The sequence below is a fragment of the Saprospiraceae bacterium genome (genome assembly GCA_016716185.1).
In the GTDB taxonomy this organism is placed as follows: Bacteria; Bacteroidota; Bacteroidia; order Chitinophagales; family Saprospiraceae; genus Vicinibacter.
Map to the genome: position 1 here is coordinate 2,271,540 of JADJWV010000002.1, position 24,418 is coordinate 2,295,957.

The 24,418-nt window shown below is 41.0% G+C and carries 20 protein-coding genes; 16 read left to right on the forward strand and 4 right to left on the reverse strand.

Translation table 11 applies throughout. The features are described from left to right. Nucleotides 1-20 precede the first annotated feature (20 nt). From IPM34_10685 to IPM34_10695, 3 genes are all read left to right on the forward strand, one after another. On the forward strand, nt 21-1,472 hold the full coding sequence (locus IPM34_10685) for a sodium:solute symporter (protein ID MBK8956008.1): 1,452 nt from the start codon (nt 21-23) through the stop codon (nt 1,470-1,472). Further along, nucleotides 1,469-2,278, forward strand: coding sequence for an N-acetylmuramic acid 6-phosphate etherase (gene murQ / locus IPM34_10690; protein MBK8956009.1), 810 nt, complete (start codon nt 1,469-1,471; stop codon nt 2,276-2,278). The genes IPM34_10685 and murQ overlap by 4 nt, the downstream gene beginning before the upstream one ends. A 220-nt stretch (nt 2,279-2,498) precedes the next feature. Continuing rightward, on the forward strand, nt 2,499-2,669 hold the full coding sequence (locus tag IPM34_10695; GenBank protein MBK8956010.1) for a hypothetical protein: 171 nt from the start codon (nt 2,499-2,501) through the stop codon (nt 2,667-2,669). A 415-nt stretch (nt 2,670-3,084) separates the two neighbouring features. On the opposite strand, the gene IPM34_10700 is transcribed toward IPM34_10695, so the two are convergent. Further along, nucleotides 3,085-3,780 carry a rhomboid family intramembrane serine protease gene (locus tag IPM34_10700; protein MBK8956011.1) on the reverse strand — a complete coding sequence of 232 codons (696 nt, stop codon included), beginning with the start codon at nt 3,778-3,780 and terminating at the stop codon, nt 3,085-3,087. Then, nucleotides 3,777-4,346 carry a hypothetical protein gene (locus IPM34_10705; GenBank protein MBK8956012.1) on the reverse strand — a complete coding sequence of 190 codons (570 nt, stop codon included), beginning with the start codon at nt 4,344-4,346 and terminating at the stop codon, nt 3,777-3,779. The genes IPM34_10700 and IPM34_10705 overlap by 4 nt, the downstream gene beginning before the upstream one ends. 128 nt (nt 4,347-4,474) lie before the next feature. Here IPM34_10705 and IPM34_10710 point away from each other — a divergent pair, with 128 nt between their 5' ends. The 4 genes from IPM34_10710 to IPM34_10725 are packed head-to-tail and all read left to right on the forward strand — an operon-like array spanning nt 4,475 to nt 8,641. Beyond that, nucleotides 4,475-5,059: a thymidine kinase gene (locus IPM34_10710; protein MBK8956013.1), complete on the forward strand. Its 585-nt coding sequence runs from the start codon at nt 4,475-4,477 to the stop codon at nt 5,057-5,059. A 9-nt stretch (nt 5,060-5,068) separates the two neighbouring features. Then, nucleotides 5,069-6,568 (forward strand): bifunctional phosphoribosylaminoimidazolecarboxamide formyltransferase/IMP cyclohydrolase, encoded by a 1,500-nt coding sequence (purH, locus tag IPM34_10715; GenBank protein MBK8956014.1) that lies wholly within the window; start codon nt 5,069-5,071, stop codon nt 6,566-6,568. Then, nucleotides 6,568-7,308 (forward strand): type III pantothenate kinase, encoded by a 741-nt coding sequence (locus IPM34_10720; GenBank protein MBK8956015.1) that lies wholly within the window; start codon nt 6,568-6,570, stop codon nt 7,306-7,308. The genes purH and IPM34_10720 overlap by 1 nt, the downstream gene beginning before the upstream one ends. Beyond that, nucleotides 7,295-8,641: a hypothetical protein gene (locus tag IPM34_10725; GenBank protein MBK8956016.1), complete on the forward strand. Its 1,347-nt coding sequence runs from the start codon at nt 7,295-7,297 to the stop codon at nt 8,639-8,641. Before IPM34_10720 ends, IPM34_10725 begins: the two co-directional genes overlap by 14 nt. A 302-nt stretch (nt 8,642-8,943) precedes the next feature. On the opposite strand, the gene IPM34_10730 is transcribed toward IPM34_10725, so the two are convergent. Further along, the gene (locus IPM34_10730) at nt 8,944-10,515 is read right to left on the reverse strand and encodes a hypothetical protein (GenBank protein ID MBK8956017.1); all 1,572 of its coding nucleotides are present in this window, start codon (nt 10,513-10,515) and stop codon (nt 8,944-8,946) included. Nucleotides 10,516-10,657: 142 nt separating this feature from the next. On the opposite strand from IPM34_10730, the gene IPM34_10735 reads away from it, so the two are divergent. From IPM34_10735 to IPM34_10775, 9 genes are all read left to right on the forward strand, one after another. Next, nucleotides 10,658-11,296 (forward strand): outer membrane lipoprotein carrier protein LolA, encoded by a 639-nt coding sequence (locus IPM34_10735; protein MBK8956018.1) that lies wholly within the window; start codon nt 10,658-10,660, stop codon nt 11,294-11,296. Between the two features lie 72 nt (nt 11,297-11,368). Beyond that, nucleotides 11,369-12,871 carry a GH3 auxin-responsive promoter family protein gene (locus IPM34_10740; protein MBK8956019.1) on the forward strand — a complete coding sequence of 501 codons (1,503 nt, stop codon included), beginning with the start codon at nt 11,369-11,371 and terminating at the stop codon, nt 12,869-12,871. Between the two features lie 231 nt (nt 12,872-13,102). Next, nucleotides 13,103-13,936, forward strand: coding sequence for an outer membrane protein assembly factor BamD (gene bamD, locus IPM34_10745; GenBank protein ID MBK8956020.1), 834 nt, complete (start codon nt 13,103-13,105; stop codon nt 13,934-13,936). Continuing rightward, nucleotides 13,902-14,246: a DNA-directed RNA polymerase subunit omega gene (locus IPM34_10750; protein ID MBK8956021.1), complete on the forward strand. Its 345-nt coding sequence runs from the start codon at nt 13,902-13,904 to the stop codon at nt 14,244-14,246. Before bamD ends, IPM34_10750 begins: the two co-directional genes overlap by 35 nt. 132 nt (nt 14,247-14,378) lie before the next feature. Beyond that, nucleotides 14,379-15,578, forward strand: coding sequence for a bifunctional phosphopantothenoylcysteine decarboxylase/phosphopantothenate--cysteine ligase CoaBC (coaBC, locus tag IPM34_10755; protein ID MBK8956022.1), 1,200 nt, complete (start codon nt 14,379-14,381; stop codon nt 15,576-15,578). Between the two features lie 8 nt (nt 15,579-15,586). Next, nucleotides 15,587-16,489 carry a DUF4835 family protein gene (locus IPM34_10760; GenBank protein MBK8956023.1) on the forward strand — a complete coding sequence of 301 codons (903 nt, stop codon included), beginning with the start codon at nt 15,587-15,589 and terminating at the stop codon, nt 16,487-16,489. A gap of 21 nt (nt 16,490-16,510) precedes the next feature. Then, nucleotides 16,511-17,095 carry a phosphoribosylglycinamide formyltransferase gene (locus tag IPM34_10765; protein MBK8956024.1) on the forward strand — a complete coding sequence of 195 codons (585 nt, stop codon included), beginning with the start codon at nt 16,511-16,513 and terminating at the stop codon, nt 17,093-17,095. 122 nt (nt 17,096-17,217) lie between these two features. Continuing rightward, nucleotides 17,218-21,549, forward strand: a complete 4,332-nt coding sequence (locus tag IPM34_10770) for a gliding motility-associated C-terminal domain-containing protein (GenBank protein ID MBK8956025.1) — start codon at nt 17,218-17,220, stop codon at nt 21,547-21,549. 18 nt (nt 21,550-21,567) lie between these two features. Continuing rightward, on the forward strand, nt 21,568-22,296 hold the full coding sequence (locus IPM34_10775) for an RNA pseudouridine synthase (GenBank protein ID MBK8956026.1): 729 nt from the start codon (nt 21,568-21,570) through the stop codon (nt 22,294-22,296). Between the two features lie 78 nt (nt 22,297-22,374). On the opposite strand, the gene IPM34_10780 is transcribed toward IPM34_10775, so the two are convergent. Then, nucleotides 22,375-24,312, reverse strand: coding sequence for a S9 family peptidase (locus IPM34_10780; protein ID MBK8956027.1), 1,938 nt, complete (start codon nt 24,310-24,312; stop codon nt 22,375-22,377). Nucleotides 24,313-24,418: the final 106 nt, after the last annotated feature.

Genomic DNA, 24,418 nt, shown 5'->3' on the forward strand with positions numbered 1-24,418 from the left:
ATTTGCTGCAGTTTAAAAATATGGATCATTCAATACTTCTTGCTTTCTTGTTATTTGCTTATTTCGCGGTGTTGCTATGGATCGCCAAAATCACATCAAAGGACGCAAGCAACGAAAGTTTCTTTATAGGTAAAAGAAGTTCCAAATGGTACGTGGTTGCTTTTGGAATGATCGGAACCTCCTTAAGCGGAGTAACGTTTATTTCGGTGCCGGGTACGGTTGGAACTCAGGGCTTTCATTATTTTCAGATTGTCATTGGTTATTTTATAGGATATTTCGCCGTCGCATTTATTTTGCTTCCGGTATATTACAAACTGGGCTTGCATTCGATCTACCATTTCCTTCGTCACCGGTTTGGAATGATGGCCTATAAAACCGGTGCTTCTTTTTTTATCCTTTCAAGAACGGTTGGCGCAACCGCTCGTTTGTATCTGGTGATTAATGTACTTCAGTTATTCATTCTGAATGACCTCGGTATCAATTTTGCATGGACGGCCATCGCAATTTTGGTGATGATCCTGCTTTATACGGTTCAGGGTGGTGTAAAAACCATCGTATGGACAGACACCCTTCAGACTTTTTTCATGCTCCTGGGTTTATTTGTTTGCACCTGGTTAATCATCAATCAGCTCAATCTGGATTTTATAGGTTCTGTGAATCTGCTCGATGAAAAAAATTACCTCCGGATATTTAACACCGACATCAACAGCTCATCCCATTTTCTAAAACACATCATTGGTGGAGCCTTGGTGACCATAAGCATGACCGGTATGGATCAGGAGATGATGCAAAAGAACATCAGCGTAAGCAATTTAAAGGATTCTCAAAAAAACATGGTTGTATTCAGCATCATTTTACTTTTTGTAAATCTGCTGTTTTTAATTTTAGGAGGATTGTTATATGTCTATGCAGAATCGCAGGGCATTCCAGCTAAAGGAGATGATCTATTTCCATTCATCGCATTGAAACACATGTCTCCTGTTTTTGGAATCATCTTCATTATCGGATTGATCTCTGCGTTATTCCCAAGTGCCGACGGTGCGATCACTGCACTTACTTCTTCGTTTTGCATCGATATCCTGGATATAAAAGAGCGTGCAGATCTGAGCGAAGAAGAAAAAATTAAACTGAGAAAAAAAGTTCATTACGTTTTCGCCTTTATATTCCTCATCCTGATTTTTGTTTTTAAATGGATCGATAACAAATCCATAATCGATGTCATTTTAAAACTCGCCGGCTATACCTATGGCCCATTGCTTGGTTTATTTTCATTTGCTCTCTTTTCGAAAAGAAATTTACCGGAGAACTTTTCAATTGTGTTTGTTTGTTTATCCGCAATTGCTCTGGTGTATTTGCTCGATAGTCAATCTGCAGTTTGGTTTAGCGGATTCAATCTCGGTTTTTTAAATTTAGGCCTCAACGGATTATTTACTTATATTGGTTTGTATTTCATTTCTAAAAAAGTTATATGAATCAAAGGCCTTTGACCGAAGCACCTTCATTATACAGGGATCTCGAAAAAATGAGCACCGCAGAGATCCTGCAAGCGATGAACAACGAAGATCAAAAGGTTGCAGTGGCTGTTTCCAAAGTATTGGATGCTGTACAAAAATTTGTCGATCATCTGACAGAAAAAGTTTCCAACGGTGGTCGCCTTTTTTATATCGGTGCCGGAACGAGTGGCCGACTTGGAATTATTGATGCTTCTGAATGTCCGCCAACTTTCGGAGTAAGTCCGGATCTCGTCATAGGGATCATGGCCGGAGGAGATCGTGCCATAAGAAAGGCCGTCGAATTTTCTGAAGACGACGAAACATCAGCCTGGGATGAGCTCTCCAGATATTTTATCAGCCAGGAAGATTGCATTGTTGGCATTGCTGCGAGCGGAACGACTCCCTTTGTCGTCGGTGGATTGAAGATGTGCCGCGAACATGGAATCACTACAGCATGCATTTGCTCCAATCCTGGAAGTCCGGTCACGCAGCATGCCGATTTTCCAATAGCAGTTGAACTCGGGCCGGAATTTTTGACGGGAAGCACCCGGCTAAAAAGTGGTACAGCTCAAAAAATGATCCTCAACATGATTTCAACCTCGCTGATGATCAATTTAGGTCATGTTAAAGGCAACAAAATGGTTGACATGCAACTGACCAACAAAAAACTTGTAAACAGGGGAATTCACATGCTCTGCGAAGCCTACGGAATCCATGAAGATGAAGCCAAAAAATTACTTGATCAATACGGTTCCGTCAGAGCAGCTTTAGAGCGGAAATCTTAGATATTTTCTTCACAGCGAGAATTTACACCAAAAAATCAGGGTTTACCATGATACAAATTCAGGGTTTACCCTCTTGTTTTCGGAGTTTGCTTTGTCATAACTTGCATTCGTTAAAGCTCTAAACGATATAGCTGGAAGAATTTTGATGTGAGCAGGCAGCGAAACACCATTTTTCATCCTCTCTATATCAGAGACATTTTTTAACCCTAACACACATATTATGGAACCGACCAGAACCATCCTGAGCGATGCTTACAGGCAACCTGAGGCATCTGCAAATTTAAATGAGCAAACGAATTGGCTTAGCCATTTTCGTAAAAACCTCAGTTGGATTAAACCAACAATTCCTCTTCATGAAGAAGAAACTCCAGGTGAGCTGCTCCCTGAATGATGAACCCTAACTAAAATTAATTTTCGTTTCTGTTGGTACGTCATGCTCCAATCTTTTTGGGGCATGATGTTTTTAGGAGCCTTTAGGCCTTTAGACCTTTAGACCTTTAGACCTTTAGACCTCCCGATAAAATGTTCGTGATTATTTATTTCGTAAAAAACTATATCATTTTATCGGGAAGACCTTTAGACCTTTAGAAAATCCGAAATCTAATTTATTAGTTCCTGAAAATTAAATTCTTTACTTTTTTTAATGCGTTGCATAAAGTACTAAAAAATAGATACTAACGAGCGTTTGGCTGGCCATTTTTTAACCAATAATAATATTTTACTCTTTGCTTTTCGCTTCCTGCTTTTCGCTCTTTACTCTTTACTCCCTCTTTGCTTTCTGCTTTTAGCTTCCTGCTTTTCGCTCTTTACTCCCTCATTGCTTCCTCCTGTCTTCTCTCCTCTTTGGTCCTTTCAAAAACGTCACGAGGAAGAAAATATTCAGATGCAGAAGATTGCTCTTCTCTCCAATCAGGAATCTGGCGTTCGTCAAATTCCCGGTAATTTCTAAAAACATAGGCAGCCCACAAACCGGCAATTGTACCGAAAATATGGCTTTCCCAGGATACCCTTTCCTCCGTAGGAAAAAATCCTGCGAGATATCCGCTGTACATAATTACCATAACAGCCATTAATGCGATCGACTTTACATTTCTGCGAAAAATTCCGGAGAAAAAAATAAAAGAAATCAATCCGTAAACCAATCCGCTGGCTCCGATGTGCGAATAATTGCGACCCAAAAAAAATACCATCAATCCGGTCATGGTCAAGATCAGAAATAAACTCGACCAACCGATACTTCTGTAGAAATAAAATAGAACTCCGGATGTAATGAATAACGGAGGCAGATTTGAAAACAAATGTCCCCATCCGGCATGAATGAATTGACCGGTGATGATTCCGTACCACTGACTAAAATCACGGGGATATATACTCCAATTGTATTTAGGTATTTGGCTGACCAAAAAAAACAAGTGAACAAGGACACACAGCAAACTTACCGACAATGCAACAATCAGCGCATTTTGTAAATTTTCCTTTTCTCTTCTTAATAATTCACTCATGAATATCTTCTTCGCACAAGCTTTAACAAGACCTGGGCATTTTTAATTTTAGTTTCATCCATCCAGTTAAACTTATCGACAAACTCAGAGCATAGAAATTGCGTAGCTTCATCGTAATTTTTCAGGCCGTTTAAGGTGTTCATCGCATTTTCAAACAAACCCTTGTCACCTCCGAATAATACATTCTGACAAACAATTTTCTCGTTCAGCCCGAAAGCAGTGGATATGTCTTTTATAGGAGTAGATTCGAGTTTTCCTGACAGATCACCGGAATCTTTTAAAGCAAGCAATTCGGAATATTTACTCAAATCGGATTTTGCTTCTTTGCGTTGGGGTTTAGCCACCGGAGACTCGGGTGCTTCAATCTTTTCGACTTCATGCCCATTTGAGGAAATGCTTTCCTGTTCCTGAGATTCTACTTTTAATTTTTGTATCGCTTCCCGTATGCGCTGGTTGTAGTCCAACAATAAGTTTTTTTCACTTTGGGTAAAATCATCTTCATGGGCGTATACCTCCAGGATCTGATTCATTTTCTGCATCCATTTGCGGATCTGATTAAAGTCCATAGTTTAATTTTAATTTTTGAAAAAACGCCCGAAGCGTTGAATTTATTGGTGCAAATGTAGCTTGTTTTGACAGTTCAGTTTAAGGGAAAAGTTAATATATATAAATTTTATAGATATTTGCACCGGGAATGTTTATCGAACCAATCTACAAATCACAGCGCAGCGGATGGATAGAAGTCATCTGTGGCTCCATGTTCAGTGGGAAAACAGAAGAACTCATCAGAAGGCTGAAAAGGGCGAGAATCGCCAATCAAAAAGTTGAGATCTTCAAACCCAGCAAAGACATCCGCTACGATGAACGACGCGTGGTATCGCATGATGAAAATGCGCTGCTTTCCAAACCCATATGCCATTCCTTAGAACTTAAATCTGTCTTACAGGAAACCGAAGTTGTTGGTATTGATGAGGCTCAGTTTTTCGATGCCGAATTTCCCACTCATTGCCAGGAATTGGCGATTTTGGGTAAAAGGGTTATCGTAGCGGGGCTGGATATGGACTTCAGAGGAAGACCTTTTGGTCCGATGCCCGATATTATGGCGGTGGCGGAATACATCACCAAAGTTCACGCCATATGCCCGCATTGCGGAAATTTAGCAACCCATTCGTACCGGCTTAGCAACGAAGAAGAAACCATACTACTGGGTGAGAACGATAAATATGAACCCCGCTGTCGCTATTGTTTCTCATTAGGAGCCATACTCCAATTCAGATGATCAAAAACCATGGAAAGCAAACGCATACATTCTGCCCTGATATCAGTTTATAACAAGGAAGGCCTCGAACAAATTGTTAGAAAGCTCAATGAATTGGATATTGTAATCTATTCTACAGGGGGTACCAAAGATTTTATCGAAGACCTGGACGTTCCTGTCATTTCAGTCGAAACCATCACAGATTATCCTGCTATACTGGGTGGACGGGTTAAAACTTTGCACCCAAAGATTTTCGGTGGAATTCTGGCCATTCGCAATGAAGACCATCTGAGTCAATTGGCACATTTCAGGATACCCCTCATTGATCTGGTTGTCGTTGATTTATATCCATTTGAAGAAACCCTGAAGCAAACAGAGGTACACGAAGAGATCATCGAAAAAATAGACATTGGAGGCATATCCCTGATCCGTGCGGCAGCTAAAAATTTTCAGGATGTGGTAGTGGTTCCTTCCATGTCGGATTACAATCAGTTGCTGGATATTTTAGCAAACAATGCAATTTCATCCATCGAGGAACGCAAATCATTGGCTTCCAGAGCATTTGAAGTCAGCCAACACTACGATTCCTGCATTCACGATTACCTTCGGGGAAGCCTTACCAAACGAAAAGCCGAACTCAGGTATGGCGAAAATCCACACCAGCATGCCCGTTTTCTTGGCAACCTCAACGAGTGTCTGCAGGTTCTCTCCGGAAAAGAACTTTCTTACAATAACATTCTCGACGTTGATGCCGCATTAAATCTGATGTCTGATTTCAGACGTGGCGATCCCTGTTTTGCAGTGTTTAAACACACCAATGCCTGCGGATTGGCCGTAAGAAAAAATTTAAAAGATGCCTGGAACGCTGCTTTAGCGGGTGATCCGGTTTCAGCCTTTGGTGGGATTTTGATTTGCAACCGAAAGTTGGATCTCGAAACAGCCACAGAAATAAATCCATTATTTTACGAAGTGTTGCTGGCCCCTGATTTTGGCGAAGATGCTTTAAAATTGCTGACAGCTAAAAAGAATAGGATCCTCATCCGGATTTTACAATGGCCGGAACAATTAACATCGATCAGAACGGCAATTAATGGTATCCTCGAGCAGGACTCCAACAAGCACCATGCATCTGCAACAGATTTAAAATGGGTAACCTTACGTGAGGCAGATGCACTTCAAACAGAAGACCTGCTTTTTGCCATCCATTGTGTTAAACATTTGAAATCCAATGCCATTGCTTTGGTAAAAAACAAACAGTTGATTGGCATGGGATGCGGCCAAACTTCGAGAGTTGATGCCTGCAAACAAGCCATCGACAAAGCCAGAAAAATGGGATTTGATCCGAAGGATGCCTGCCTTGCTTCGGAAGCATTTTTTCCGTTTCCGGATTGCGTGGAAATTGCCGGAGAAGCTGGTATTTCGTCCATTTCTCAACCCGGTGGTTCCGTCAATGACAATCAAAGCATAACCAAGGCGGATGAATTAGGAATCGCCATGGCTTTTACTGGAATCCGACATTTCAAACATTGATGAGGCAAAGACTGTGCATCGATCTCGGCAATTCCCGCGCCAAACTTGCCATTTTTCACGATCGGTCGCTTCACAATTATGCGAGCTACGATCTCCCGGACACAGACCACATTTCCGGTTGGTTAAAAGAACAGGAATTCGATTCGCTGATCTATTCTACCGTGCTGGATCCTAATCCAGTTTGGTTGGAGTCGCTCAAGGATCAAGTCCAGTCTGTCCGGCTCACAGCACAATGCAAATTACCGGTAAAGCTAGACAAATACGAAACACCTCATACACTGGGTTCTGATCGAATAGCTGCCCTTTGCGGAGCTGTGCAACTCCATTTATTAGATGCTTCAATTCTCATTGTCAATGCAGGAACCTGCATGACTTATGATGTTATAAACACAGATGGCCAGTTTTTGGGAGGAAACATTTCACCCGGACTTGAAATGCGCTATCTGGCCATGCATAAATTCACCTCCGCTTTACCATTGGTCCACCCCCTGCATCCCGGAGATCATCTTTTGGGTAGGACCACCCAGGAAGCTATTGAAAACGGCGGATACTTTGGGCTTATCTTTGAAATTGAAAATTATTTTTCGCGGCTTTCAGAAAATTATCCGGGATTAAAATGCGTTTTGACTGGCGGAAACGCACACAAATTGGTAAATCGCCTTAAAATTGACATTTTTGCGGATCCTTACCTCTTGCTTAAAGGATTAAATTACATTTTGGAAATCAATGAATCGGATTAAACTATTCTCTTTTATCATCCTCATAGTCTGTGCTTTACGTAGCCATTCGCAAAATTCTGAAAACAATCCTCTTTCCAGATATGGATTGGGCGATCTTAGAAACAGCAGCCCCTCGTGGATGATGGGAATGGCCAATTCGGGAGTTGCCTTTTCTTCAGAACAATTATTCAACAACCTGAATCCTGCTTCTTCGGCTTTCTTAAATCAAACCGATGTGGAGGTCGGCATCTTTGCCAAAAGCAGCAGTCTGGAAGATTCCTACAACACCAAGTACAGCGAATGGACCGGTGGAATTCAACAAGTACTGATTGCGATTCCGTTACAAAACGCCATTAATGACCTTCTGGACCGAAAAAAGCGCAAAAGATTTATGGGCATGCATCTGGGTCTCAGTCCCTATTCTTCAATGGGATACAACGCCAACATCGTTGACCGAAGTGATACCAATAACATTCTCGAACGAAAATTGCAGGGAGATGGGGCGTTAACTAGTTTTAATATTGGATTTTCGTACAGGATCAATGATCTTTCTATCGGGATTGGTTTGGATTACATTTTCGGAACACTGAATTACAATCAAAATTTATTATTCGTAAGCAAGCCGGGTTCTTATGATTCCCATTTATCAGATCAGCAACATATCAGTGGTTGGAATCCGGGAATAGGATTGCTTTACCGGCGCATACTCAACAAAGCAGCGATTCAAAAAGACAACAACTTGCGTAGGAACATATTGGGTGTTGGATTAACCGTTCAAATTCCGAACAACTATACAGCCCGCTATTCTTCTTTGCATTTAGCCAGGTATGATGAATCCAATCCAACTGCCGGGAGTGTAACCGACACGCTACTCAATTTAACAGAACAGAAATCTGAAGGAGGTTTCCCATTGGGTATTCGTTTTGGCGCCATGTATTCGCATCAGGACAAATCGGGCTTGATGTTTGCGGTCGATTACAAAGCCTGGGAGAATCAGGAGCTTCCTCAATATTTTGAAGGCCAGTATGCCAATGCCCTGGGTTTGAGCTTAGGAGGCTGGATTCGCAAAGGACAGCACCATTTTGATCCTTTTTGGAAAAAATCCACGTTCCGCTTTGGACTTTATTATCAGGATGATTACCGGATCATTCGAAATGAACAAGCGCATCAATACGGAATCACTCTGGGGTGGGCTTATCCGATCGTTTTTTTAAGGCAAGATGCATTGATTCATTTAAATCTTGACCTGGGTCAGCGAAAAGCCGGAGACCTGCTTAAAGAAAATTACGTGAGGATCAGCTTCGGCGTAACCATAAACGACAACGAGTGGTTCTTGAAGCGGAAGTATAACTAGGACTGAGGGCTTTTGGGCTTTTAGACTTTTTGACTTTTTGACTTTTAGACTTTTGGACTTTAAGTCTGGTAGGCTGGTAGGCAGGTATAAAAAATTTAATTTCGATATGTAAGTACCCATGAATATTAAGAATAACAAGGCTCACTCCTTTTTCTGCGCTCATAGCGAATAACTCAGCGCAGTCTGCGGTTAAACACGAGACATCATATTCTACCAGGCTCTTTTTATGAAAAAGTACATTTTTTACCGCACCTGCCCGACTCAACGTATTATTTGAAATCTAATTTACAAAATTATCCGGACTACAATTTGACCATGGGCAATGATCCATACCTGTTTCCAGCATTCCATTTAATAAAATACATACCTCGTGGAATTAGCCTGATTGCATCGGAAGTCATGTGAAGATATTGTTGCTCATTCTCCTTTGTGAAGCTTATCAATGCAGTACCCGTCAATGATACCAATTCAAATTGAACCTGGCTTTTTACTAAATCCCCAAAGCATTCCAATTGAATCTCCGTACTGACCGGATTTGAATTTAATCGAATCCCGGATGACATTGGCATTTCATCCTCATTCGCAGAGACAAGATCATTGGTCCATCGGATCACCAGCACGTTTACATCATTTCCATCTTTATAATTGGCTACCATAATGATTTTACCATCTTTTTGTATGGTAAAATGTGGAGTGTGGTCGGTCAGAATATTGATGGCATCAAATGAAGCCAAGCCATTTTCTCCAAAACTCGAATCGATGAGTCCGTTTTCAAAATACCTCACGGCAATAAACTTGTTATGAGTAAGTACATTGTTTTCTCCGCATACCAGGTATTTGTTATCCGGCTGTTTGACCATATACAATCCGTAATCGACCGGGCCTTTAAAATCAAATGTCATTTTTCCACCATTCCCAAATCCAGGATCGAGATCGCCGTTATAAAAATATTTGGCGAGTGAAAAATCGTAATTGGTAATATCGTCCCGGACTGTTCCGGAAACCAGATACTTTCCATCCGAAGTGATGGCCGTTGTATAGCCTATGTCGTGATTGCCTGCAAAGTCGGTTTGTAAGCTGCCCGATGCACCGAAACTGTCATCGAGACTCCCATCCGGTTTTAATCTGATAAACGAATAATTAGCTTTCGGATAAACACCAGCACATCCGGTTACTAAAATATTACCGTTCGGTTCGACTAAAATGTCAAATGGAATATCTTCCCTGGTAAGAAAATTATGGTACATCCAACCGTTTCGATTGAAACTTGAATCGGGAGTTCCATTGGGTAAAAATCTGGCAACAAACCAGTCTATATCAAACGAATCGACCACACATACACCGGTCACTACAATATTCTGCTTGTCGTCAATGGCTGCAGCAATGGGTCCCGTTGATTTTCCATATCTAAAATTTACTATACCTCCATTGCCAAATTCCGGATCCGGACTCCCATTTTCAAGAAGTTGGATCAAAATTCCCATGGTATTGGGATTCACACCGCTGAAACCTCCAATCAGAATTTTACCATTCGGCAAGGCCCTAACAAATTCCAGATTTTCCTGATTGACTCCAAAATCCCAAGTCAGAAATCCGCGATTCCCAAAACTTGTATCCAATTCTCCGTTTTCGAGATATCGGAGCAATAAAAAATCATAGGCAGCTGTCTGCAATGCAATCCTGCCTCCAACTAATATTTTACCATCGGCTTGTACATCAACCGTACCCGCTTGCTCTTTGCCACCAAGATCTGTGTGTACCCAACCTCCAAGACCAAAATCAGGATCCAGCTGACCTGGCTGTGCAAATGCGGTTATGAAAAACAAATGCAAGCACAAGCTCAAGCCCGTAAGCATGTTTATTTTAAGTTTCATATAGAAAAATTTAAAGTTGTAAGCCATAAAAAGACCCCTTTGATGCCTAAAATTACATAAGCTCCGTTTGCTTTAACCAATACTTAACAGCACCGGAATAATTTATTGCGAATTTGCTCTGTTTTTTTGAAAACATATGGGTATGTCACTGATTTTAAGCTTAATCATTTTAACAGGATCTGTTTTGAATTCGTCAGATCCAGCAGCTAAAAAATTATTGGATAAGGTGTCCAAACACTATCAGTCTTTAAAGTCTCTCGAAATTCAGTTCAACTACGAATTGAAATTAGGCAATAAATCGGAGGGAATCCAAAAAGGCAGCCTCATCTCAAAAGGAGAAATGTACGTGCTGAGTTTACCGGATATTGACCTGTATTGTGACGGAACCGATCATTTTGCACACCTGAAGAAAAACAAGGAAATTCAAATCAGTAAAAAGGATGATTCGGACAATCGATATCACCCTAAAGCATTATCCTCCATCCATAAGTCTGGTGCCTACGATTTCAGAATAGAAGATAAAATCAGCGAGCAGGGTAAAAAATGGACAGTGGTTGAGTTTAAACCAATGGATTCAAACGAAACTGTATTTAAAATCAGACTTTTTATAAACGAAGCAGGAAGTTTGATTGAAAAGGTTCAATGGTTCGAAAAATCGGGAAAAGCCACCTTTGTCAGTTTTACAAAAACCAACTCCAACAAGGAAATGGCTGATAAACTATTCAAACCGGATCTAAAGAATTTAACGGGAGTTCATATCGAGGATTTAAGAGAGGATTGAGTCACGCTCAAATAATTAATTGAACTGTTTGCTTGTCCTTTGTAAAGTATAAATTTGCCTAATTTTGTTCCGATGCTGAGCAAGAAAGGACTGCTTCAAAGAATTGCCCTCGCACTGACCCGTTTCAATCAAAAAGACTATGGGAAGGCAGAACTTTGCCAGAACAAAATTTTCAGAAAATTTATTTCCAAAGCGAAGAACACCAAATTTGGGAAAGACCATGATTTTAAAAATATCCGTACGCATGCTGATTTTTGCAGCAGGGTGCCTGTAAGGGATTACGAGGATTTTAAAGTTTATATCGATTCAATCAGAACGGGAGCCCAGGATGTCCTATGGCCCGGTCGTCCCAAGTATTTCTGCAAATCATCGGGCACTACTTCAGGATCCAAATACATTCCCATTACCAAAGCAAGCATTGGCAACCACATCCGAACAGCCCGGAATGCACTGTTTCATTACATCAGCAATCACCCGGAAACAGGCGTTTTCGACGGGAAAATGTTGTTTTTGTCGGGAAGTCCGAAATTAGAAATGTCGGGTTCAATCCCCATTGGCAGGTTGTCGGGAATCGTCAATCATGAAATTCCAGCCTGGTTTCAAAGTTCTAAATTACCCCCTTACGAGCTTAATTGTGTAGAGCCCTGGGAACTCAAAATCGATGAACTTGTAAAAGCAGTCTATAAAGAAGACATCCGGGTGCTCAGCGGCATTCCGCCATGGATCCAAATGTTTTGCGAGCGACTCCTTGAATTTACGGGAAAATCTACGGTGGCTGAGGTGTTCCCCAATCTCGAACTCTATATTCATGGTGGAGTCAATTATGGCCCCTATCAGAAAAAATTGAACGAACTTTTTGGGCGGGAACTCTCTTTGATGGAAACTTACCCGGCAAGCGAAGGTTTTTTAGCATTTCAGGATCGGATCCAGGAACCCGGACTTCAGCTGGTCATTAACGACGGGATTTTTTTCGAGTTTATAGATAAAAATGAACTGAATCAACCCGACGCTAAAAGATACCTGCTGCCCGAAGTAAAGACTGACCGGGACTATGCAGTAGTTTTAAGTACCAATGCCGGACTCTGGGCCTATCTCATTGGTGATCTGGTGCGTTTTGTCTCACTGAAACCCTATAAAATAAGGGTTTCCGGAAGAATAAGTCAATTTATTTCAGCTTTTGGCGAACACGTCATTGGTAGCGAGATCGATCAGGCGATCAGTTATGCTCAGAAAACGCATAGCTTTGATGTTGTAGAATTCACGGTTGCACCCCAGGTGAGTCCATCCGACAATAAACACCCCTACCACGAATGGTTGATCGAATTTTCAGAAATCCCAAAAAATCTCAATGAAATTGCGCTCACCATCAACAGCAGATTGTGTGAACTGAATGCATATTACAAAGATCTCATCGACGGAAAGTTGCTCGATACCCTGAAGATCAGGCCGGTAAAAAGGAATGCTTTTTTAAACTACATGCGAAGCATAGGGCGTCTGGGCGAACAATTTAAAGTGCACAGGCTGAGCAATGACCGTAAAGTTGTAGAAGACTTGTACAAGGATATTGTCAGCTGAGACAGCGCATTTTAATTTTGAGGCATACTTCAGCAGCGCTGAAACCGTTATTGTGTAATGTACCTTAATCTCTTCAACTCACCCTTTTTAACCGGAGCATCATTTAATTGAATTGGGGACTTCAAAACTGCCAAGAAATTGCAAAAAAGCTTGAAAATCAATTGTTTTTAATATCTGATTACCAAAATAATGCATCCCTCTTCACAAAAAATCCTTAAATTTGCGCCCTTCATGAGAAAAATTGGTTTGGGAATCTGTTTGGCTTTGTCTTTGCTCTTGCCGGGCTGTAAATCGGGCTATGAAAAAATACGCAACAGCGGAGATCCTCAACTTATTTTAAAATCAGCCAACCAGTATTACGGGGAAAAAGAATATTTCAAGGCGCAGACCTTGTATGAATTGGTACTGACTTCATTCAGGGGCCAAAAAGAAGCAGAAGAAATTTATTTCAATTACGCCTACACCCATTATTATTTAAAAGAATACGACCTGGCATCTTACCTGTTCAAAAATTTTGCTAATACCTTTATCAATAGCACCCGGAAAGAAGATGCCGACTATTTATCTGTTTACTCGCTGTATAAAACGGCACCCGGATACAAGCTTGACCAATCTTCGACTCAAAAAGCCATTGAAGGATTCCAGCTTTTCATCAACAGCTATCCCAATTCTTCCAGAGTTGCAGATTGCAACAAAATCATAGATGAATGCCGTGCTAAATTGGAACTCAAAAGTTTCGAAGCCGGCAAACTATATTTTGAAATGGAAAATTACCAATCAGCGGTAGCAAGTTTTCAAAATTTGCTCATTGATTTTCCGGAAACAAAAAACGATAAAGAAATCAGACTCATGATTTGTAGAGCTGCTTTTCTCCTTGCAGAAAACAGTATTTACGAAAAGCAAAAATCCAGGTATTCAGAAGCACTCGAATTCACTAAAACTTTTCTAAGCAAGTACCCTGTTGGCAAACAGAGTACAGAAGTTAAAACAATAGCACAAAAAATTCAACGCAAATTAAAATCCGAACCTTATGACAGATATCAAAACACAAGTTCAAGGAATTAATCCAAACGTTAAAGCCAGAAATATTGCTGAATTCACCAGTGAAACAGGCAACATTTATGAAACTATAAATGTCCTTTCAAAAAGAGCCAATCAGCTTACCAATGACATTAAAAATGAATTGGTGGAAAAACTCGAAGAATTCGCAACCCACTCGGATACCATCGAAGAGGTACAGGAGAACAAAGAACAGATCGAGATCTCTAAATTTTATGAAAAACTTCCCAATCCAGCCATCATAGCTACGGAGGAATATTTGGAAGGAAAGCTGGTATCGAGCTATCGCAACGTTAGTCCCGATTCAGAAGCATAATAGCGCTGTTTACAGGTCTTGTCCTTTGGCTATCCAGCTTTGCGTTTATTCATATGTGGAAGATAAATACACCCTTAGTGTTTTTTGATTTTTATCAATAAATCAATTCTTTTGAGTCACCAGGATTGGAATCTGACAAATAAAAAAATTATCCTTGGAATCACCGGGAGTATCTCGGCATATAAAGCAGCAATCCTTTTGAGATTGCTAACAAAAAGTGGCGCCGAAGTTCAGGTCATTATGACCGAAGCCGCGAAAGACTTCATTGGTCCGATCACCCTTTCTACGCTAAGCAATAAACCTGTACTCCATTCCTTGACTCACGACCAGCAATGGTCGCAGCATGTACAACTGGGCTTGTGGGCTGATCTGTTGGTCGTTGCTCCTGCAAGCGCACACACGATGGCAAAATTTGCCAATGGATTGGCAGATAATTTACTGTGTGCAGTTTACCTCTCTGCAAGATGCCCGGTCATGATCGCACCGGCCATGGATGTAGACATGTGGAATCATCCTGCTACTCAAAATAACATCAGAAAATTGATGGAAATCGGTCACACGATCATTCCAGTTGAAGAAGGTCCATTGGCCAGTGGACTGGAAGGCAAAGGGAGGTTGGCAGAACCTGAAACGATCTTTTCTGCCATTGGCGAATTTTTTCAGTCGGCTTCCCTGCTTTCAAAAAAAAAAGTACTGATCACGGCGGGCCCAACCTTTGAGCCCATAGATCCGGTTAGATTTATTGGCAACCACTCTTCGGGTAAAATGGGTATCCGACTGGCTGAAGCTGCATTAATGATGGGCGCTGAAGTGCAAATAGTCGTCGGTCCGGTATCAGAACCTATCCAAAAACATCCTCGACTTTTTATTCATAGGGTCACCACAGCTTCAGAAATGTTTGAAAAAGTTAAATCATTAGACTCTGAAATCGATATTTATATTCTAGCCGCTGCAGTGGCGGATTTTAAACCGGAACATTCCGAAAAAGAAAAAATCAAAAAAGAAGGAAAATCCAACCCCACGCTTAATCTTGTACCCACACCGGATATTGCAAAGCATTTAGGCGAATCTAAAAAAAACGGTCAATTCCTATGTGGATTTGCATTAGAAACAGAACATATTTTAGACAATGCAAAATCTAAATTGCATAAGAAAAATATGGACATGATCGTTATCAATTCACCTAAAGATGATCAGTCTGCTTTTGGATTTGATACAAATAAAATATCCATTTTGGAAAATTCAGGAAAATTCGTTTCCTTTGGATTACAAACAAAAAGAGAAGCTGCCATGGTCATTTTGAAAGCAATAATTTCAAGCCTCCGGACATGATAAAAAACTTGTTTGTTAACCTATTATTATTCTTTTTAGCAGCTAATTCTGCGTTTTCTCAAGAACTCAATGCAACGGTTAGGGTCATTGCACCAAATCTGGGACTTAGCGACAAATCAATTGTGGCCCAGATGGAACGAAACGTCAAAGACTTTCTAAACAATCAGAAATGGACTCAGGATGTATTTGAAGCAAACGAACGCATCAAGTGCAATTTTCAACTGGTAATCAGTGCAGACAGGGGTGACAACAATTTATTGGTCGATATTTCTGTTCAGGCTTCGAGGCCTACACACAATACTAATTATGAAACTCCCCTACTCAATATCATCGATAAAGGGGTTCCTGTGGTTTTTGACCCGTTTAAAAATCTCGAAAATTCGAAAGAAACCTACTACGACAACCTGTCTTCTGTACTTACATTTTATGCCTATTTGATATTGGCACTAGATTATGACAGCTTCAGCCTGGAAGGGGGTGAACCCTATTTTCAGTTACTCAACAACATGATGAATAGCTTGCCCTCCAATGTTCGGGGATTTGATGATGCCTGGTCACCTTCTAAAGACAAAAGAAACAACAGATATTTCATCGTTGAAAATCTTACCAATCCTCGAATGAAATTATTCAGAAGGGCATTTTACGAATACCATCGACAGGCACTTGATCAGTTTTCAAAAGATCCTGTTTCTGCCCGGGCTACACTGACCAATGTCATAAAAGACTTCGGAAGGGCCAATGGAAATTATCCCGACACTTATTTTATGAAAATTTTCAGCTTTACCAAGCAACAAGAGATTATTGAAATTTTTAAACAAGGTACAACACAGGAAAAACAACAAGTCAGGGAAGTTATGACTCAATTGGATCCTGCGAATACAAGTCAATACAACAATTTTCTAAAATCCTGATCTTTTTACAATCCCCCGATAATGAAAAAAAGGAAAATTGCCATATTCGCTTCCGGTAATGGGACGAATGCACTTCAATTGATCAAATATTTTAAGAACCATTCCCATATACAAGTTGGGTTAATCGTAACCAATTCCAATAAGGCGGGTGTCATAGACATTGCAAAAGAACATAATATTCCGGTCTCTGTGATCAATCGTTCTTTACTCGCAAACAATAGTTTCATGACAGCTATGCTGAACCTGTACGACATTGATTTTATTGTACTTGCCGGATTCCTGCTTTTAATGCCTCCTTTCCTCATCAAATTATTTGATCAAAAAATGATCAACATTCACCCTGCTCTTTTACCTAAATTTGGTGGCAAAGGAATGTTTGGTCTAAATGTTCATCAGGCAGTGATCAATGAAGGCGATGCAGAATCAGGCATGACCATCCACTACGTGAATGAAATGTACGATCGCGGTAAAATCATTTTTCAGGCAAAATGCAAAGTTGACCGTAAAGACAGCGCTGAAAAACTCAGTAAAAAAGTACAGGAACTCGAACATCAGCATTTGCCGGAATGGACTGAGAAACTGGTCATGCAGACAAGATATATTTAAGTTTTTTCTTGAAATTCCTTCCTGGAAGTTAGCAGTTGGATCCCCAATTCCAGGTAGTGGATTTTCATTGACTGGCAATTCATATTTTTAAGTTAATTTAGAGTTCTAAAACATTTCGGTAAATGTTAAGAACTCTTTTGCTTTTTTCTTTATTTGTACAATTTATTACGTCTTCCATCGCCCAAGGTTGTGCTGGCCTCAATGCTGATGCAGGTCCGGACCAGTTTACCTGTGACCCGTTAACGCCTCTGCAACTCATGGGATCGTATTCCGGTATCCCCGATAAATATTACTGGACCCCATCGACCTATTTAAGCGATCCCAATTCGACCGACCCTTTTGTAAATGCTCCGCCTGGTAAGTATACCTATACCTTCAAAGTTGAATCCGTTGGGAATATGGATTTTATCAACAATGGCAATTTTGAATCCGGTAATTCAGGTTTTTCGCATGAATACAATTATGGGGTACCCGGTGGACCATTTGCGCCGGGATGGCTGAGTGTAGGTACCAACCCCTTTGGTTACAATACAGCCTGGACAGCTTGTGGCGACCATACTTCTGGTTCCGGAAATCAACTAATAGTCGATGGACATACCAATGCCAATGCAAAAGTTTGGTGTCAAACTGTTAATCTAACGGTTGGCCGAACTTACCTTTTCAGATTTTTTGTTCAAAGTGTATTTCCCAATAATCCGGCACAATTAAATGCTTTGGCCAATAATGTCATTTTTGGAAACATTCAGGCTGCAGGTGTTTGTGATTGGCAAATGTTTGAAGGATGTTTTACCGCTACCAGCTCCAATGTCGAAATCTGCATTCGCGAAACGAGCGGAGTAGGATTTGGAAATGATTTTGCAATAGACGACATTTCCTTGTTTGAAAAATGCATGGATGAAGATGAGGTCATCGTGGAAATCATCGATCTGAAAGCAAAGATCAACATTCCAACTCAACCCAAATGTGCATCAGATATTTTTGATTTAAACGCGTTGGGATCTTCCGCTGGCCCCAATATTCAATATGAATGGAGTTCTGTCGGCGGCAAAATCGTTTCATCCAATGGATTAATTGCAAAAGGTCAGGGAGGTGGGATGTATAAAATAAAAGTGATCTACAGAAATGGAAATATTTATTGTGAAAAGGAAGATGAAATCGAAGTGGAACCATCTGAAGATCTCGAAGCAACACTTGAGGTAGAAGGTATTGCAAACTGTAATCTCGATACGATTAAATTGCAGGCGAGTGTTTTAAACGGAGGAGGAAATTTTAGTTATTTTTGGATCCCCGCTAATAAAATCGTAAAAGGAGTTAATGACCCTACCGCTTATGTTCTGGAAGCGGGTATTTATAAAGTCGTCATCAAAGACAAAGATTCAGGTTGCGAAACGGAAATTCAGGATGTGGTGGTATCAGATACCTTGAAGCCCCAATTCAGTTTGGCGGGCGATACTTTAATCAATTGTCTGATCGATACCGCCAATCTCCTGAGTACTCCCTTTGACACGTTGCGTTTTAGTTATGAATGGACTCTACCGGATCAAAGTCTTATCAATAATAAGGTTCATATTCAATCTACAGACTCCGGAGTTTACAAACTTAAAGTATTCGACAAAGCCAACAAGTGCTTTACTGAAAAATATTGGAACGTATCCATCGATACCACTTCCCCATTCCTGGAACTTGGGCCCGATGGCGCAATTGATTGCCTGTTGCCTGAATACCTGGTCTCTGCGCAGGGATCTCCATTTCCAGATTCTGCGGACTTCAAATGGAATTTACCCGGCGGCATTTCAACTAACGAACGTTCGTTCGCAACGAAACTGATCAGAGATTCAGGTTGGGTTTTTCTAACCCTCATCAACCGCTTGAATGGTTGTGAAGCAAAAGACAGTTTGTACATTCGAGACTTTCGTGCGATCCCTCCTGCCGGCGCAGGCCAAACCGATACGCTGAATTGCAGAAAACAATCACTTGTGCTGAACGGTACCGGAAAATCAGACTCAACCCTCGTCCTGTGGACCACAACCATGGGCCGCATTCTAACAGGCCAAACCAGCTTTTCTCCGGAGATCGATCAGTCGGGTTGGTATTACTTGAATGTAACGGATACAAGTAATCATTGCTCGAATACGGATTCGGTTTACATCGCAGCTGATTTTAATAAACCTGTTGTCGTTACCGGCGCTGATCAAATCTTCACCTGCGCAGATACCCTAAAAATTCTGGATGCAGGAGGCTCTTCACAAGGACCGGAATTCACTTACAACTGGACCACCTCCAATGGTTTGATCCGCTCAGGACAAGGGACTTCCCAACTTCTGGTCAATGCCCCGGGAACCTACCTTCTGGAAATCACCAACCAGACTAACGGTTGTTCGGATACATCGTCTGTTTTGGTCTCACCTGATTTTAGCGCACCGGTGGGCAGCATTGTACAGGCCGATACACTGACATGCAACGTTAGAAAAATCACCCTTTCCGCGAATGCATCATCACCCGTTGGAAATCCAATCCGTTACCATTGGATTGCGGATGCAGGTCAAAATATAAATGGACCCAACACCTTGAATCCTGAAGTGCAGGAAGCCGGGTTGTATACCCTGATCATTTTCGATGAAGTCAATGGTTGCAGTACAAAAGTTAGCATTCAGGTGGCCGTTGATACCCTGTCTCCCCTTGCTTGGGCCGGTGCCGACCAGACCTGGAATTGTGCAACCACGCAATTGCAACTCAACGGTTCAAATTCAAGTGGACTGCATCCGATACTCTTTGATTGGAGCAGTATTAATGGGACTATTCAAGGACTAGCGAATCAAAATCAAATCATCGCTAAAGCTCCCGGGCTCTATACCCTGCTTGTCACCGACAGCGTGAATGGCTGCATCGCAATGGATACCTTGATCGTTATCGCTGATACAGTCAAACCGGTAGCATCTATTCTCAGACCTGATACGCTTACGTGTTTAAAAACGTCTGTTGTGCTGGATGCATCTCCTTCGAGTGCTGGTGGGCAATTGAATTATTCATGGACAACTTCCAACGGACAGATCTCAGGACCATCACAAATGAGAACTGCCATTGCAAATCAGTCGGGCCTTTATCAATTGATCATTCGCGATACGCTAAATTTTTGTTCAGATACAAGCACCATAGTTGTTTTGGAAAATACTCAAAAACCAATTTTAACGCTCACCGGAAATACACAACTTACCTGCGCTGTTTTAAGTACCTTACTACAGGTAAACGTTCAAAATTCTTCTGGTAAAATTAATAATTTGTGGTCCACATCTACCGGTCTCATTTCCGGCAATCCGTCGATGGATTCCATTCGCGTGACCAGACCCGGTTGGTATTACATCCAAACCACCGACAATACGAACGGTTGTTCGTCCTTGGATTCTGTCCATGTGGATCAGATGAACGACTTGAAGGTAGATGCAGGAAACACAGGACAGCTTACGTGTAACATCAAAAACCTTGCTCTGACGGGAACCGTTTTCTCAGGCTCAGGTTCCGAACAATACTTGTGGACAACAACACAGGGAAATATTCTAAGTAACCCGCAGAGTAGAAATGTTAATATTGATAAAGCTGGGATTTATTATTTCCGGGCTTTTAATCCGGCGAATGGCTGCGATGCACTCGATTCTGTGGTCGTTTCTGAAAACACTAATTATCCTACACAAGCCGAGTTGCGCGTCGATCCTATGAATTGTCCGGGAGATATATGGACGGTGAATATTGAATCCATTACAGGAGGCGAAGCTCCGCTTCAAATAACATTTGAAGGGTCGGCGTTACCGGGCCGAACCATACAAGGCAGTCTGGCCGGAAGTTACCAAATCATCATCACCGATCGCAATGGTTGTGAGCTAAAAAAAGATTTTGACATCTTGCCTGCCACGGGCGTGTCCATGAACCTGGTTCCTTATGTCAAAATTAATGCAGGCGAGTTTTATACATTACAACCTACGTTCTCCATTCCATTGGATTCAATTGGCAGTATTCATTGGAGCCCCTCTTCGAACCTGAGTTGTACAGATTGCTTTTCACCTGTTGTTCAAAATCTGAATGATGACATTGAATATTATTGTACCGTTACAGATAAAAAAGGATGCACAGCATCAGCCCGAATTAAAATAGAAGTGATTAAAAGAAATATCTGGTTCCCGAATGCATTCAGCCCGAATGGAGATCAGATCAACGATATTTTTCATCCTTATATCGAGGAAGGTTCGTTCAATCAAATTAAATTATTTAAAATTTTCGATAGATGGGGAAATTTACTCTTTGAAAGAGCAGCGATCTCACCTGAGCAGTTTCGAAACGGGTGGGACGGCAATGTAAATGGCGATAAAGCCATGCCTGGTGTTTACCTATACGTTCTTCAGCTTGAATGGAAAAACGGTGATTTGCAAATTTATTCCGGAGATTTGAGCCTCATTCGCTAAACACAAAGCATAACGAATTTGCTATCTAATTACATTGTTAAAGATTTAATTTTTTTTGAAAACGATGATTACATCATTGCTAAAAAACCAGCTGGACTCTTGTCTGAAGAAGATCCCACAGGTTCCATAAATTTAAGAAATTTACTTGAAACATACATCAAACAAACATACCCCTGGAAAAAGCGCAGCATTTGTCAATTGGTGAACAGACTTGACAAACCGGTGACAGGATTGTTGATTTGTGCGAAAAAGCAAAGTGTACTGAAAGATTTGCAAAATCAATTTTATCTGAGAACAGTACGCAAACATTACTTTGCCGTTGTAGAAGGAATTCCAAAAGAAAAATCTTCTACGATTAAAACATTTATCAAGAAAATGCAAACGGCATTTAAAGCTGTAGCGGCCAGTGCTGATGACCCCGAAGCCAAAGAAGCTGTATTGCAATATCGGTTAATGGATCAACAGCAGGGATATAGTTTACTTCAAATCGAATTAAAAACCGGACGATTTCATCAAATAAGAACTCAGCTTTCCGGACTTGGTCACCCCATATGGAATGATGAATGGTATGGAGCCAAAAGAATTATTCCGGATGCTGTGATAGGTTTATTTAGTTATTCGATACAATTCCACGATACAAAACAATCTCAAGCCAGGAATTTCATTTGTTGTCCTTCCTTAGATTCAGCACCCTGGAATTTCTTTTCGGATGAATTATCGAAAGTCTGTCAGAATAAATTTGGTTAGTTGGTTTCAGCTGAGTCGGGAATTTGTTGCGTGAAAACTTAATTCCAATGGCATTCACCCTGAATATTTCAGCCATGGTTAGTTGGAATCTTTCGGAGAAATATCGAGTTCAAGAAGTCTTTTCTTAAGATCATCTTTCATCTCTTCCTGATAACGACCTCCAATGGACTGGGCCAAAAATTTCTCTGCTGAAGCTAAAAATGCCATGTTGTTGAGCGGATGAATAAAACCGTGGCCCTCATCTGGTGCACACAAATAAATCACGGGTTTTCCGGATTTGTGTACAGCCTCCACTATTTGGTCAGATTCAGCTTTTTTAACTCTTGGATCGTTTGCACCCTGAACGATCATCAGCGGACATTTGATCTTCTCTGCTGAATACAGCGGAGATTTTTCGATCAATGCATTTTTTCCTTCCTCAGTGGTTGGATCTCCCATTCTTACATGGAACATCATCCTTCCTGCTTCCCAATAAGGAGGGATCGAGGCAAGTAAAGTTAAAAGACTAGAGGGTCCTACTTTAGAAATGGCACAAGCAAATACATCCGGAGTAAATGCCGCAGCAGCCAGGCTCGCATAGCCTCCATAACTTCCACCAATGATGCCAACTTTGGAAGCATCTACCAATCCCTGCGCTACCAAATGCTTGACACCCCAGGTTATGTCATCCTGCATTTTTCCACCCCACTCTCTGTTTCCCGCATCGAGAAATTTTTTACCATAACCTGTTGAGCCTCTGAAATTCATTTGTAAAACAGCATAACCCCGGTTTGCCAGGAATTGTGCCAGCGAATTATAACCCCAATAATCTCTTACCCAGGGACCACCATGAGGATTCACTACCAAAGGCAATTTTTTGGCTTTAACTCCGACAGGTAATGTCAAATACGCCCTGATTTCCAATCCATCCGATGAGTCATAACGGATGGGCTGCATTTCTGATAATTTTTTAGGGTCTAACTCTGGCCTAAGTTTATATTGAAACTTTAGTTTTTCATTGATTCTATCATAAGAATATACCGAACCACAATCGCGGTCGCTATTCACCAGCACCAACAACCGATTCTCATCAGTAGATAATGATGTAAAATGCACCTCCTTGCCTGGAAAATTCTCAGAAAATTTCAGATAAATTTTTTCAAAATTTTTGTCCTTCCAGTATATGCGCGTTCTATCGTCCGTGTAATAGCTTGCCACGAATCGGTTATCTGCCTCGGAAAAAAATGCACTTCCAAAATCAACATGCTTTTCGGGATCTGATTCTACAAGCTCTTCCTCTGAATTATGAATATTGAGTAAAATGAGCTGCGAAAGATCGGAATGTTCTCCCTTGTTGGTGACCAAATAAATTCGCCTGCCATCTTCGTGAAAGTTTACATAATAGGCAGAATCAAGAACATCAAAATGATAAACAGGTACATATTTTGATTGCTCAATCCGGAGAAAATCGGTACTCCCGTCTTCATTTGATCGAACTGCAAGGCTTAACTGGTCTTCTCTGTTAAAAATCCATTGAACAATTCGTTTCGTATTTTTACGGATCAGTTTCAGTTTTCCTGTAGAAATGTTAAGCGCATATAGATCGTGCCAGGAAGCATCTCTGTTATTGATCCCAAGAAATATGATGTTCTTCCTTTTTCTTGCAACGGCATAAATGTAAACGCGTACGTGTTCAAAGTCTGTCAACAAACGAACCACTGAAGATTCACCATCTTCGACTTTGGTTGATGGTCGCACTGCATAGACTTTATAATTTTCATCACCGGCTTTGTCCTGAACATAAAGTATGTTCTTACTATCCCTGCTCCAGAAATAACTGGTAATGGGTCTGTTTTCATCTGCAGTGACAGGAGTTGCTTTAGCAAAAGACTGATTGAACTTTTTTACCCAAATATTTCTAATTCCCTTGTAGGGTTTGATAAAGCTGATCCATTTTCCATTGGGAGATAATTTGGCACCTGATATTTCAGGGTCGCCAAAAAATATTTCGCGGTCTATGAGCGCTGGTTGTTTCACTCGACATTATTTTGTTAGCAAATGTAAAGCAAAATGAACAATTTCGTGGTGAATGGAGAATGGCTAATAGTTAATAGTTAAAGTTAATAGCGAATGGTTAATGCAT

Coding starts and splice junctions, on each gene's coding strand:
- IPM34_10740 (MBK8956019.1), top strand. CDS start 11,369: ATGCTGAGCAAGAAAGGACTGCTTCAAAGAATTGCCCTCGCACTGACC.
- IPM34_10720 (MBK8956015.1), top strand. CDS start 6,568: ATGAGGCAAAGACTGTGCATCGATCTCGGCAATTCCCGCGCCAAACTT.
- purH (MBK8956014.1), top strand. CDS start 5,069: ATGGAAAGCAAACGCATACATTCTGCCCTGATATCAGTTTATAACAAG.
- IPM34_10695 (MBK8956010.1), top strand. CDS start 2,499: ATGGAACCGACCAGAACCATCCTGAGCGATGCTTACAGGCAACCTGAG.
- IPM34_10735 (MBK8956018.1), top strand. CDS start 10,658: ATGTCACTGATTTTAAGCTTAATCATTTTAACAGGATCTGTTTTGAAT.
- IPM34_10705 (MBK8956012.1), bottom strand. CDS start 4,346: ATGGACTTTAATCAGATCCGCAAATGGATGCAGAAAATGAATCAGATC.
- IPM34_10700 (MBK8956011.1), bottom strand. CDS start 3,780: ATGAGTGAATTATTAAGAAGAGAAAAGGAAAATTTACAAAATGCGCTG.
- IPM34_10765 (MBK8956024.1), top strand. CDS start 16,511: ATGAAAAAAAGGAAAATTGCCATATTCGCTTCCGGTAATGGGACGAAT.
- IPM34_10685 (MBK8956008.1), top strand. CDS start 21: ATGGATCATTCAATACTTCTTGCTTTCTTGTTATTTGCTTATTTCGCG.
- IPM34_10770 (MBK8956025.1), top strand. CDS start 17,218: ATGTTAAGAACTCTTTTGCTTTTTTCTTTATTTGTACAATTTATTACG.
- IPM34_10730 (MBK8956017.1), bottom strand. CDS start 10,515: ATGAAACTTAAAATAAACATGCTTACGGGCTTGAGCTTGTGCTTGCAT.
- bamD (MBK8956020.1), top strand. CDS start 13,103: ATGAGAAAAATTGGTTTGGGAATCTGTTTGGCTTTGTCTTTGCTCTTG.
- murQ (MBK8956009.1), top strand. CDS start 1,469: ATGAATCAAAGGCCTTTGACCGAAGCACCTTCATTATACAGGGATCTC.
- IPM34_10725 (MBK8956016.1), top strand. CDS start 7,295: ATGAATCGGATTAAACTATTCTCTTTTATCATCCTCATAGTCTGTGCT.
- IPM34_10710 (MBK8956013.1), top strand. CDS start 4,475: ATGTTTATCGAACCAATCTACAAATCACAGCGCAGCGGATGGATAGAA.
- IPM34_10750 (MBK8956021.1), top strand. CDS start 13,902: ATGACAGATATCAAAACACAAGTTCAAGGAATTAATCCAAACGTTAAA.